Origin of the sequence: Citrobacter sp. R56 (assembly GCF_016811995.1) — a bacterium.
Classification (GTDB): domain Bacteria; phylum Pseudomonadota; class Gammaproteobacteria; order Enterobacterales; family Enterobacteriaceae; genus Citrobacter_D; species Citrobacter_D enshiensis.
Genome location: NZ_CP069159.1, coordinates 561960 through 575048, shown reverse-complemented (window position 1 = coordinate 575048; position 13089 = coordinate 561960). Strand labels below are relative to the sequence as shown.

Below are 13089 nucleotides of genomic sequence, written 5' to 3'. Positions count from 1 at the left end.
ATCCGACCACATAACAATAATTTTACATACTGGACACCCTTATGAGCTATCCGTCGCTGTTCGCCCCACTCGACCTGGGCTTTACCCAGCTTAAAAACCGCGTGCTAATGGGTTCAATGCATACCGGCCTTGAGGAGTATCCCGACGGCGCACAACGTCTGGCGGCCTTCTACGCCGAGCGCGCGAAGCATGGCGTCGCGCTGATTGTCAGCGGCGGTATCGCCCCTGCGCTCTCCGGCGTGGGAATGGAAGGCGGCGCAACGCTGAATGACGCCAGGCAATTACCATTCCATCGCACCATTACCGATGCGGTTCATGATGAAGGCGGTAAAATCGCCCTTCAGATCCTGCACACCGGGCGCTACAGCTACCAACCGCACCTGGTGGCCCCTTCCGCGCTACAGGCGCCGATAAACCGCTTTACGCCTCATGAGCTGACCCATGACGAGATCCTGCAACTGATTGACGACTTCGCGCGCTGCGCACAACTGGCGCGCGAAGCAGGATACGACGGCGTGGAGGTGATGGGCTCTGAAGGGTATCTGATTAACGAGTTTCTCACCGTGCGTACCAACCAGCGCCAGGACCAATGGGGCGGCGACTATGCCAACCGGATGCGTTTTGCTGTAGAAGTCGTGCGGGCTGTACGCCAGCGCGTCGGCAACGATTTCATCATTATCTATCGCCTGTCGATGCTGGATTTGGTGGAAAACGGCGGCACCTTTGAGGAAACCGTACAGCTTGCGCAGGCCATTGAAGCCGCAGGCGCAACGATCATTAACACGGGCATCGGCTGGCATGAAGCCCGCATTCCTACCATCGCCACGCCGGTCCCGCGCGGTGCATTTAGCTGGGTAACCCGCAAGCTGAAAGGTCATGTGACGATCCCGCTGGTCACCACCAACCGCATCAACGATCCGCAGGTGGCCGACGATATTCTGGCCCGTGGCGACGCGGATATGGTGTCGATGGCGCGTCCGTTCCTCGCCGACGCTGAACTGCTTTCAAAGGCGCAGTCCGGACGTGCCGATGAGATCAACACCTGCATCGGTTGTAACCAGGCTTGCCTGGATCAGATCTTCGTTGGCAAAGTCACTTCATGCCTGGTAAACCCACGCGCCTGCCACGAAACAAAAATGCCTGTCTTGCCGGCGGTGGTGAAGAAACAACTGGCGGTGGTAGGGGCCGGGCCAGCAGGTCTTGCTTTTGCGATCAACGCCGCCGCGCGTGGTCATGCTGTCACCCTGTTTGATGCCAACGCCGAGATCGGCGGGCAATTTAACATCGCTAAACAGATCCCCGGCAAAGAAGAATTTTATGAAACGCTGCGCTATTACCGCCGAATGATCGACGTCACTGGCGTCACGCTCAAACTGAATCAGTTCGTGAGCGCCGACACCCTTCAGTCCTTTGATGAAGTGATCCTCGCCAGTGGGATCGAACCGCGTAAACCGCCGATCGCCGGTATCGATCATCCGAAAGTACTGACCTATCTTGACGTCTTGCGCGACAAAGCCCCGGTCGGGAAGCGCGTGGCCATTGTTGGTTGTGGCGGGATCGGTTTTGATACCGCCATGTACCTTAGCCAGCCAGGCGATCCCACCAGTCAGAGCATTGCCGAGTTTTGCGTGGAGTGGGGTATCGACACCAGCCTGCAACAGGCGGGCGGCCTGCGCCCGGAAGGTCCGCATTTATCACGCAGTCCGCGACAAATCGTGATGCTGCAACGTAAGGCCAGCAAACCCGGTCAGGGGTTGGGGAAAACAACGGGGTGGATCCACCGCGCGACCTTGCTCTCTCGCGGGGTAAAAATGATCCCGGCGGTCAGTTATCAGAAGATCGATGATGAAGGGTTACACGTATTGATCAACGGCGAGCCGCAACTCCTGGCCGTCGACAACGTGGTGATTTGCGCCGGGCAGGATCCAAGACGCGAGCTGGCCGATCCGTTGCACGCGGCAGGTAAGGTGGTGCATTTGATTGGCGGATGCGATGTGGCAATGGAACTGGATGCCCGACGAGCCATTGCGCAGGGGACAAAGCTAGCGCTGGCGATATAACCGGTTGCCCGATGGCGCTACGCTTATCGGGCCTACAAAACCTCGTAGGCCGGAGCAAGCGAAGCGCCGCCCGGCAAACAATAGTTTAGCGGCGACGCCCCAGCTTCACCGCTTTGAGCACCACGAATTTATTGTTGGTGGCGATGGTTTCGCAGTTCCCGAAGATCTTCTTCAGTTTGTGGAAATAGTCGAGGTGACGGTTCGCCACAATATACAGCTCACCGTTGATCTTCAGACAACGGCGCGCGTGATGGAACATCTCCCAGGCGACGTTATCGGTCAGCGCATGCTTCTGGTGGAACGGTGGATTACAAATGACCGCGTTGAAGCGGAAAGGCTCCACGCCGGACAGCGCGTTGTTAATCATAAACTCGCAGCGATCCAGGTTTTCAGGCATGTTGGTTTCTACGTTCAGACGACTGGACGCCACCGCCATCGGTGATTCATCGGTAAAGATGACGCTGGCTTCCGGGTTTTTCTCCAGCAGCGTCAGACCAATCACCCCGTTGCCACATCCGAGATCCACGATCTCCCCTTCCAGATTGTCGGGCAAATTCTCAATAAAGAAACGGGCACCGATATCCAGTCCCGTGCGCGAGAAGACGTTGGCATGGTTGTGGATGGTCCAGTTGGTCCCGTCCAGTTTCCAGCTCAGCGTTTCTGGCGCGTCAGCAAGTTCGGGCTTCGTGAACGTTGGGTTGATCAGACGCGCCTTTTTCCACGCCAACGTGGTGGTGGTCGGACCCAGCACTTTTTCGAACAGCTCAAGCGTGGAGTTGTGAATGTCACGCGCTTTAGCGCCCGCGATAATGCGCGTTTCTGGGGTGACCACCTGACGCAGTGCGCGCAGTTGCTGTTCCAGCAGGGCCAACGTTTTAGGAATTTTAATCAGCACCACGCCCGGTGCCTGCGGGTATTCCGCAGTGCTGTCGAGGAACTTGACGCTGGATTCCGCAATATCGTTATGGCGCAGGTTTTCGCGCGTCGCGAGTTCGCTTAAATAGGAATCACCGATGCTGTAAGGCGTGTGTTCAGCCAGTGCGCAACCCAGTGCTCCGAAGGTATCATTCAGGATCAGAACCGGACCGACAATTTCAGTGTCATCCAACTGTTGCAGCAGATATTCATCCGCCGCTTCCCACGCCTGAAGCGGGTTAACGTCGTCCGTTTCCGGGAAACGTTTAAGATTGAGTGAACGGAAACCGTTGTCTAAGTGGCTCATCGGCCCTCCTGAGTGGTAAAATTTGGCGTTATCCCTGAAAAGGGTGCGTGAGTATACCTTTTTATTATTCAGTTGGGGCGTTGTTGATGAGCAATCTTAGTTATCTGCAGGGCTATCCGGAGAACTTACTTTCCCAGGTACGCACCTTAATTGCCGAAGAGCGGCTGGGCAGCGTTCTTGAAAAACGTTACCCAGGCACACACAGCTTCGCGACCGATAAGGCGCTCTGGCAGTACACCCAGGATCTGAAAAGCCAGTTTCTGCGTAATGCGCCACCGATCAATAAAGTAATGTATGACAATAAGATCCACGTGCTGAATAACGCACTGGGTTTGCATACCGCCGTTTCACGTGTCCAGGGTGGAAAGCTGAAAGCGAAGGCGGAGATCCGCGTCGCCACGGTTTTTCGCAACGCGCCGGAGCCGTTCCTGCGGATGATCGTCGTCCATGAACTGGCGCATCTGAAGGAAAAAGAGCACGACAAAGCGTTCTACCAGTTGTGCTGTCATATGGAGCCGCAGTATCACCAGCTTGAGTTTGATACCCGCCTGTGGCTGACGCAGTTGTCGTTAAAGGAAACTGCGTAGTCGCGCACTGGCTTTGCCATAAAGGCGTGATACATTGGCGCGAGAATCCCTTTATGGAGCCTGAAGGCGTTTATGATACGTTTCGCTGTTATTGGCACAAACTGGATCACCCGCCAGTTTGTCGATGCCGCTCATGAAACCGGCAAATATAAGTTAACCGCAGTCTATTCCCGCAGCCTCGAACAGGCGCAAACGTTCGCTAACGACTATCCCGTCGAACATCTGTTTACCTCGCTGGACGCCATGGCACAAAGCGAGGCGATTGATGCGGTCTATATTGCCAGCCCGAATTCCCTGCATTTTTCCCAGACCCGGCTCTTTCTCAGTCACCAAAAACATGTGATCTGCGAGAAGCCGCTGGCATCGAATCTGGCTGAGGTTGAAGCGGCTATCGCCTGTGCCCGCGAAAATCAGGTCGTGCTCTTTGAAGCCTTTAAAACGGCCAGCCTGCCCAATTTTCTGCTGCTGCAACAAGCCTTGCCGAAGGTGGGGAAAGTACGTAAGGCCTTTATCAATTACTGCCAGTACTCCTCGCGTTACCAGCGCTATCTGGACGGTGAAAACCCCAACACCTTTAATCCGGCGTTTTCAAATGGCTCGATCATGGATATCGGCTTTTATTGCCTGGCGTCCGCCATCGCACTCTGGGGTGAACCTTGCAGCGTGCAGGCTTCTGCCAGCCTGCTGGAAAGCGGCGTTGATGCCCACGGCGTCGTGGTGCTGAATTACGGTGATTTCAGCGTGACCTTGCAGCACTCCAAAGTCAGCGACTCTGTACTGGCCAGCGAAATTCAGGGAGAAGCGGGTTCCCTGGTGATTGAGAAAATCGCCGAGTGTCAGAAAGTCTGCTTTATTCCACGCGGCGGGAAGACGCAGGATCTCACTGCACCTCAGCATATTAATACTATGCTCTATGAGGCAGAGGTCTTTGCACATTTGGTTGAAGCGCATGAGGTGAACCATCCCGCTCTGGAAGTCAGCCGCATTACTGCGAAACTGCAAACGGAAATTCGTCGCCAGACTGGGGTAGTATTCCCGGCGGATGATCAAAACCCCGCAGCCACTGCGTAAATCAATGTAAAACAGATGTAACAGGCCATTGACTGGAAGCATGGCCTGTCATATTTTGTTACCCGCAAAGGGGAGTAACTTCATTGCCGGTGGATCGTCATTACGATGTGTGAAAAACCACATCCGGTCACCGGGCAACAAAACAGGAATGCGTCATCGTATTCCTGTTTTGTTGTAAGTGAGACCTTGCCGGAAGGCGAGGTCTATGCATATAAAAAGCAACGGCTGTCGTCTTCTGACGTCAGCCGTTTTTTTATGTGTAAGGAAATTTTATGAATACTGTCGGCACACCGTTGTTATGGGGTGGATTCGCTGTCGTTGTGGTGATTATGCTGGCTATTGATCTTCTGCTACAAGGGCGTCGTGGCGCACATACGATGTCAATGAAGCAGGCGGCAGTCTGGTCCCTGGTCTGGGTAACGCTCTCATTATTGTTTAACGCCGTATTCTGGTGGTATCTGGCTCAAACGCAAGGACGTGCGGTTGCCGATCCGCAAGCATTGGCGTTTCTGACCGGTTATTTGATCGAAAAATCACTGGCGGTGGATAACGTCTTTGTCTGGCTGATGCTGTTCAGCTACTTCTCTGTCCCGCCCGCGCTGCAACGTCGGGTGTTGGTCTATGGCGTACTGGGTGCGATCGTGCTGCGTACCATCATGATCTTTACCGGAAGCTGGCTGATCGCGCAGTTCGAGTGGCTGTTGTATGTGTTCGGCGCCTTCCTGCTGTTTACCGGTGTAAAAATGGCGCTGGCGAAAGATGATGCGTCCGGCATCGGCGACAGACCGGTGGTCCGCTGGCTGCGTGGGCATCTGCGCATGACCGACACCATCGAGAACGAGCATTTCTTCGTGCGTAAGAACGGCCTGCTGTTCGCAACGCCGCTGATGCTGGTACTGATTCTGGTTGAACTGAGCGACGTCATTTTCGCCGTCGACAGTATTCCGGCTATCTTTGCCGTGACGACCGACCCGTTCATTGTATTGACCTCTAACCTGTTCGCGATTCTGGGCCTGCGTGCGATGTACTTCCTGCTGGCGGGGGTCGCGGAGCGCTTCTCAATGCTCAAATATGGTTTGTCGGTAATTCTGGTGTTCATTGGTATCAAGATGCTGATTGTCGACTTCTATCATATTCCTATCGCCATCTCGTTAGGTGTGGTGTTTGGCATCCTGGCCGTTACGCTGCTCGTTAACGCATGGGTAAACCATCAAAACGATAAGAAACAGCAAGCGCAGTAACCTCCATGGCCCGGCAGTATGCCTGCCGGGCCAGCAAAAATGCGTTCCGCAGACCGACAAACGTAGCGCCCCCTGGCAATACGTAAACAAATAGTTAAAAAATATGATGCGACACGTAAATTTCAGCATTTTACGCTTCCCCAGAGCGCATCTTTCCTTATACTCACTCAGGCAAACATTTATTACATCCGGGCATAAACGTAACAAAGAGTACGTTCCAGGATGGACGCAATATCACTTAAGGAAATCTCCATGAAGTCATCAACTTCAGGCCTGCTTGCGCGCCTGTCGCAAGGTAGTCTCGTAAAACAAATCCTCGTAGGTTTAGTGCTCGGCGTTTTGCTGGCTCTGGTATCTAAACCTGCGGCAGAAGCGTCGGGTCTGCTGGGAACGCTGTTTGTTGGCGCCCTGAAAGCCGTTGCCCCTGTCCTGGTGCTAACGCTGGTTATGGCGTCTATCGCCAATCACCAGCAGGGTCAGAAAACCAATATCCGTCCGATTCTGTTCCTGTATCTTCTGGGCACATTTTCTGCTGCCCTGGCGGCAGTAGTGTTCAGTTTTGCCTTTCCGTCAACGCTGCATTTATCCACCAGCGCTGGGGATATCGTACCGCCCTCAGGCATTGTAGAAGTGTTACGCGGCCTGCTGATGAGCATGGTCACCAACCCGATTGATGCCCTGCTCAATGCAAACTACATCGGTATTCTGGTCTGGGCCGTAGGTTTGGGCTTTGCGTTTCGCCACGGTAATGAGACGACAAAAAATCTCGTGAATGACATGGCAAACGCCGTGACCTTCATGGTGAAACTGGTTATCCGTTTCGCCCCTATCGGTATCTTTGGGCTGGTGTCATCCACGCTCGCCACGACCGGTTTTGCAACGCTCTGGGGCTACGCGCAACTGCTGGTCGTACTGGTTGGCTGTATGCTGCTGGTCGCGCTGGTCATTAACCCGCTGCTGGTATTCTGGAAGATTCGCCGTAACCCGTATCCGCTGGTCATGGCCTGTCTGCGTGAAAGCGGCGTTTATGCCTTCTTTACCCGCAGTTCAGCCGCCAATATCCCGGTAAACATGGCGTTGTGCGAAAAGCTGAACCTGGACAGGGATACCTACTCCGTCTCTATCCCGCTGGGCGCGACCATCAATATGGCCGGAGCGGCGATCACCATTACCGTCCTGACGCTGGCCGCGGTTAACACGTTAGGCGTTCCGGTGGATCTCCCGACAGCGCTGTTACTGAGCGTGGTTGCCTCGCTGTGCGCGTGTGGTGCGTCGGGTGTGGCGGGTGGCTCTCTGCTGCTGATCCCGCTGGCGTGCAATATGTTCGGTATTCCTAACGATATTGCCATGCAGGTGGTTGCCGTCGGCTTCATCATCGGCGTACTGCAGGACTCCTGCGAAACGGCGCTGAACTCGTCGACTGACGTCCTGTTCACCGCAGCAGCCTGCCAGGCAGAAGACGAACGTCTGGCTAACAACGCACTGCGCGGGTAATCTCTTCCCCCTCCGTCAACGTGCGGAGGGGTTTTCCTGCGACGCTGCATTCTCCATTCTGAAAGGATCAATACCGCGTTTTTGCATACGTCTGAAGCGGATGATATTGAGACCATTTATCACCAAAAAGCTGCCCTCAATAAGCGTACCGCCAATCGATCCCAACCAGAAGTTATGAATGACCCAACAGGCCGTGGCACACCACATCACGCAACGCACGGTTAATCCTTTACAGCGAAACAGCGCCCAGGTGCTGGCGAGCGTGCCCATAATGGGCAACAGTTCCATCGCATGTTGCAGTTTTGCCAGGCCGAGAACCAACGTGAGCACGATGAAAACGGTCATCACCCAAAGCCGCCGGGTATACATCGAAATCAGCGTACGTACGGTGTTCAGTTCAGCACTCATCCCGGCTGGGGCGGCCCCCATCAAAAAGAAATGCACGCCAATGGTGGCGCTATAGACAGCAAGTTGCAGTTTGAAACGACGTTCGTCGCGGTTGAAAAAGGTGGTAATACCAATCAGAAAGGCGATGACGCCAACGCCCTGAGCCAACCAATACGCGGTCATGAAGAGTCCCTGTAGACAGGCAAAAAGAAACGGCGCCTCATTATATGAAACGCCGTTTCAATTTTAAAGCGATCGTTTTATAACGTCACGCCGCTTTTAAAGATCGCCAGTTCCCGGAAGTCATTACGCTCATTGCAGGTCTGCTTACCATTGGCAAAATCAACGATCGTATCGACGAACTCATTGAGTAGCTGCGGCATCGCTTTACCGTGGATCAGTTGCCCGGCATCAAAATCGATCCAGTGCTTTTTCTTCGCCGCCAGCTCGCTGTTCGTGGCAATTTTTACCGTCGGTACAAAGCCGCCGTAAGGCGTGCCGCGACCGGTACTGAACAGCACCATGTGACAGCCAGCCCCCGCCAGCGCACTGGTGGCGACAGCATCATTACCCGGTGCGCTCAGCAGATTCAGGCCCGGCGTTTTCAGACGCTCGCCGTAGCGCAGCACATCCACTACCTGACTGGCCCCCGCTTTCTGGGTGCAGCCCAGCGATTTATCCTCAAGCGTAGTGATACCGCCCGCTTTGTTGCCCGGTGACGGGTTCTCGTAGATCGGCTGGTTATGCGCAATGAAGTACTGTTTGAAGTCATTAACCATGGTGACCAGTTTTTCAAACGTCTCTTCGTCACGACAATGCGTCATCAGCAATTGCTCTGCGCCAAACATTTCCGGCACTTCCGTCAATACGGTCGTTCCGCCATTGGCAATCACGTAATCGGAGAAGCGTCCCAGCATCGGGTTGGCAGTGATGCCAGACAGGCCATCTGAACCCCCGCACTCCAGACCGAACTTTAGTTCGCCCAGTTTGCCCGGTTCGCGCTTGTCGTGACGCATCACGTTATACAACTGATGGAGATGCTCGAGGCCCGCTTCCACTTCGTCGTCCTGGTGCTGACAGATCATAAAGTGAACGCGATCGGCATCAAACTCACCCAGCGTTTCGCGGAAGGCATCCACCTGGTTGTTTTCACAGCCCAGGCCAATCACCAGCACCGCTCCGGCATTCGGATGGCGCACCATATTTTGCAGCATGGTGCGGGTATTGATGTGATCGTCACCCAGCTGAGAGCAGCCGTAAGTGTGGCTGAAGAGATGCACGCCGTCAGTACCTTTGGCGTCGTTGGTCTCCTTCAGGAAGCGAGTCTGGATCTGGCGTGCAATACCGTTCACGCAGCCGACCGTCGGCAAAATCCACAATTCGTTGCGCACACCCACCTCGCCGTTGGCGCGGCGATAGGTCTGCACATTGCGATCGGCAGGCTGTGCTTCTTCGGCCTGAAAATCGGGTTGATAGCGATACGTATCCAGATCGCTCAGATTGGTACGGGTATTGTGGGCGTGAATGTGCTCCCCCGCCGCAATGTCCGCCAGAGCATGACCGATCGGCTGGCCATATTTAATAACGTTTTCGCCCTTTGCGATCTGGCTTAACGCAAATTTATGTCCGCGGACAATGTCCTGACCAAGCGTCACGATGTGGCTATCAATGCTGACTTCTGTGCCCTGCGCCAAATCGGCCAGGGCAACTGCAACGTTATCCAGCGAATGGATCCTGATGTATTGCATATCAACCCAGACCTTAGTTCAGTTCAATGGCGAAGTAGTCACGCGCATTGTTAAAGCAAATATTACGCACCATCTCACCCAACAGCTGGATATCCGCCGGTGCTTCGCCAGCCGCGACCCAGCGGCCAATCATCTGGCACAGGATGCGACGGAAATATTCATGGCGCGTATAGGACAGGAAGCTGCGGCTGTCGGTCAGCATACCGACAAAGCGGCTCAGCAGGCCAAGCTGTGCCAGTTGGGTCATCTGACGTTCCATGCCGTCTTTCTGGTCGTTGAACCACCAGCCGGAACCGAACTGCATTTTGCCCGGCATCCCTTCACCCTGGAAGTTTCCGATCATCGTGCCCAGCACTTCGTTATCGCGCGGGTTCAGGCAGTAGAGGATGGTTTTCGGCAGCAGGTTCTGTTCGTTCTGCTTGCTCAGCAGTTTGGAGAGCTCTTCCGCCATCGGGCGGTCGTTGATGGAATCAAAGCCGACGTCTGCGCCAAGCAGTTTGAACTGACGCTGGTTGTTATTACGCAGCGCGCCAATGTGGTACTGCTGTACCCACTCGCGACGCGCGTATTCTGCGCCAAGGAACACCAGTACAGCTGTTTTGAACTGCGCTACTTCGTGCTCGCTCAGAGTTTCGCCAGCCAGACGACGCGCCAGAATGCTGTCCAGCTCCGCTTCGTTCGCGTCAGCAAACATCACGACATCCAGCGCATGGTCGGAGACTTTACACCCGTGTGCGGCGAAGTGATCCAGACGTTTGGTCAGTGCAGTTTGCAGGTCAGTGAAACGACGAATATCGGTATCGGAAACTTCACCCAGCTTCGCCATGTAATCGTTGAAGGTCGCCTGCTCAATGTTGAAGGCTTTATCCGGACGCCAGCTCGGCAGCACTTTAACGGAGAAGGTGCTGTCTTTGGCCACCGTTGCATGGTGCTCCAGAGTGTCGATCGGGTCATCGGTGGTGCCGACCATTTTCACGTTCATCTGCTGCATGATGCCGCGCGCGGAGAATTGATCCTGCGCCAGCAATTCGTTGCACTGGCTCCAGATTTCGTCGGCGGTAGACGGAGAAAGCAGTTTGCCAGTGATGCCAAACGGACGACGCAGCTCAAGGTGCGTCCAGTGGTATAACGGGTTGCCGATAGTGTGCGGAACGGTCGCTGCCCAGGCATCAAACTTCTCACGATCGGAAGCATCGCCGGTACACAGGCGTTCAGCGACGCCGTTGGTACGCATGGCACGCCACTTGTAGTGATCGCCTTTCAGCCAGATGTCATACAGGTTGTTGAAACGGTAGTTTTCAGCGATTTGCTGCGGCGGCAGATGGCAGTGGTAGTCGAAGATGGGCTGGTCTTTGGCGTAATCATGGTACAGACGACGGGCAAATTCGGTATCCAGCAGAAAATCTTCAGTCATAAACGGAGTCATTTATCGTCTTCCTCTCAACGAGTGCGTCAGATTGCTTATGTTTAGATGCTGCAAAGTTATCACACCAATTTCCAGTCACTGAAGAATTTTTCGTGAGATAGATCAATAAACCTAAACAATTAAATTCCCCTTTACGGAGTAAACAGTGCTCCAGGCCGCACCAGCACTGGCTTCGTGGAATCAAAATAATACCCCTGCGAAGATTCATACTTTTGTGATGTCACTCACCCTTTGAAGTTGTATGACAAGTTATCTTTTTTTCGTCGCGATATATAAACCGACTGAATATAAAAATATCGAGGGTTCCCCCTCGGATTAATCGGTACGGAAACCGAATTAGCACGATCACTTAAATGGCAAGGTTCGGGGAGTATCTCATTTTACGGCTACCCCCCTTTCGTTAAAGAACATCCTCCGCCCCGAGCAGGAGGATAGCCGCATTTTTTGCGGAAATAACAAAACGATGAGGCTTTACATGCGTAAAATTAAAGGGTTACGTTGGTACATGATCGCACTGGTGACCTTAGGCACCGTGCTGGGTTACCTGACACGTAACACGGTTGCGGCCGCTGCGCCAACGCTGATGGAAGAGTTACACATCTCCACCCAACAGTACTCCTATATCATCGCAGCCTATTCTGCTGCTTACACCGTTATGCAACCTGTCGCGGGCTACGTCCTGGATATACTCGGTACGAAAGTGGGCTATGCGATGTTCGCCGTACTGTGGGCCATTTTCTGCGGTGCAACAGCGCTGGCAGGAAGCTGGGGCGGCCTGGCCCTGGCGCGTGGTGCCGTCGGTGCCGCAGAAGCTGCCATGATCCCGGCAGGTCTGAAAGCCAGTTCTGAATGGTTCCCGGCAAAAGAACGCTCCATTGCAGTGGGATATTTCAACGTCGGTTCCTCGATTGGCGCGATGATAGCTCCGCCTCTGGTGGTCTGGGCGATCGTCATGCACAGCTGGCAAATGGCGTTCATTATCTCCGGCGCGCTGAGCTTTATTTGGGCGATGTCATGGCTGGTTTTCTACAAACATCCTCGCGATCAGAAAAAGCTGTCTGACGAAGAGCGTGACTACATCATTAATGGCCAGGAAGCACAGCACCAGGTGGGGGCGGCGAAGAAAATGTCCGTTGGCCAGATCCTGCGTAACCGCCAGTTCTGGGGTATTGCACTGCCGCGTTTCCTGGCTGAACCAGCCTGGGGTACCTTCAACGCATGGATCCCGCTGTTCATGTTTAAAGTCTACGGCTTTAACCTGAAAGAGATCGCCATGTTCGCCTGGATGCCAATGCTGTTTGCCGATCTGGGCTGTATCGTTGGGGGTTATCTGCCGCCGCTGTTCCAACGCTGGTTTGGCGTGAATCTGATCGTTTCCCGTAAAATGGTCGTCACCATGGGCGCATTTCTGATGATTGGCCCGGGCATGATCGGCCTGTTTACCAGCCCCTATGCCGCCATCGCGCTGCTTTGCGTCGGCGGCTTTGCTCACCAGGCGCTTTCCGGCGCACTGATTACGCTCTCTTCGGACGTCTTTGGTCGTAACGAAGTAGCGACGGCAAATGGCCTGACCGGGATGTCCGCCTGGATGGCGAGTACGATGTTTGCGCTGGTGGTTGGTGCACTGGCCGACACCATTGGCTTTAGCCCGCTGTTTGCGGTGCTGGCGGTGTTCGACCTGCTGGGCGCGCTGGTCATCTGGACCGTGTTGCAAAACAAATCGGCGGACGATTCAGGTTCAGGCGAATCGCTCAATGAACCTGCCCCGCAAAATTGACCCAACACAATCTGTCATCAATTACCGCCACAGCCGCCTGTTCACAGGCGGCTTTTTCATCAGTACAAGTGGAGCC

10 protein-coding genes are annotated in these 13089 nt (G+C 54.4%); 6 read left to right on the top strand and 4 right to left on the bottom strand.

Features of this window, described 5'->3' with window-relative positions:
• The first annotated feature begins 41 nt into the window (after window positions 1-41).
• On the top strand, window positions 42-2060 hold the full coding sequence (locus tag JM656_RS02780; RefSeq protein WP_203359910.1) for an NADPH-dependent 2,4-dienoyl-CoA reductase: 2019 nt from the start codon (window positions 42-44) through the stop codon (window positions 2058-2060).
• A gap of 85 nt (window positions 2061-2145) precedes the next feature.
• Here the strand turns inward: JM656_RS02780 and rlmG are convergent, their stop codons facing one another.
• On the bottom strand, window positions 2146-3282 hold the full coding sequence (rlmG, locus tag JM656_RS02775; protein WP_203359909.1) for a 23S rRNA (guanine(1835)-N(2))-methyltransferase RlmG: 1137 nt from the start codon (window positions 3280-3282) through the stop codon (window positions 2146-2148).
• A gap of 86 nt (window positions 3283-3368) precedes the next feature.
• Between rlmG and JM656_RS02770 the strand changes: the two genes are divergently transcribed.
• From JM656_RS02770 to sstT, 4 genes are all read left to right on the top strand, one after another.
• On the top strand, window positions 3369-3869 hold the full coding sequence (locus JM656_RS02770; protein ID WP_203359908.1) for a M48 family metallopeptidase: 501 nt from the start codon (window positions 3369-3371) through the stop codon (window positions 3867-3869).
• Between the two features lie 72 nt (window positions 3870-3941).
• On the top strand, window positions 3942-4940 hold the full coding sequence (locus JM656_RS02765; protein WP_203359907.1) for a Gfo/Idh/MocA family protein: 999 nt from the start codon (window positions 3942-3944) through the stop codon (window positions 4938-4940).
• Window positions 4941-5212: 272 nt separating this feature from the next.
• Window positions 5213-6181 carry a TerC family protein gene (locus JM656_RS02760; protein WP_203359906.1) on the top strand — a complete coding sequence of 323 codons (969 nt, stop codon included), beginning with the start codon at window positions 5213-5215 and terminating at the stop codon, window positions 6179-6181.
• A gap of 252 nt (window positions 6182-6433) precedes the next feature.
• A complete protein-coding gene (gene sstT, locus JM656_RS02755) occupies window positions 6434-7675 on the top strand; it encodes a serine/threonine transporter SstT (protein WP_203359905.1) in 1242 nt (413 codons plus the stop codon).
• A 15-nt stretch (window positions 7676-7690) separates the two neighbouring features.
• Here the strand turns inward: sstT and JM656_RS02750 are convergent, their stop codons facing one another.
• From JM656_RS02750 to uxaC, 3 genes are all read right to left on the bottom strand, one after another.
• Window positions 7691-8245 carry a YgjV family protein gene (locus tag JM656_RS02750; RefSeq protein ID WP_203359904.1) on the bottom strand — a complete coding sequence of 185 codons (555 nt, stop codon included), beginning with the start codon at window positions 8243-8245 and terminating at the stop codon, window positions 7691-7693.
• Window positions 8246-8322: 77 nt separating this feature from the next.
• Window positions 8323-9810 carry a UxaA family hydrolase gene (locus JM656_RS02745; RefSeq protein WP_203359903.1) on the bottom strand — a complete coding sequence of 496 codons (1488 nt, stop codon included), beginning with the start codon at window positions 9808-9810 and terminating at the stop codon, window positions 8323-8325.
• A 13-nt stretch (window positions 9811-9823) separates the two neighbouring features.
• Window positions 9824-11236: a glucuronate isomerase gene (uxaC, locus tag JM656_RS02740; protein ID WP_203359902.1), complete on the bottom strand. Its 1413-nt coding sequence runs from the start codon at window positions 11234-11236 to the stop codon at window positions 9824-9826.
• A 475-nt stretch (window positions 11237-11711) separates the two neighbouring features.
• Between uxaC and JM656_RS02735 the strand changes: the two genes are divergently transcribed.
• Entirely contained in the window at window positions 11712-13013 is a 1302-nt protein-coding gene (locus tag JM656_RS02735) for an MFS transporter (protein WP_203359901.1), read from the top strand.
• Window positions 13014-13089 lie beyond the last annotated feature (76 nt).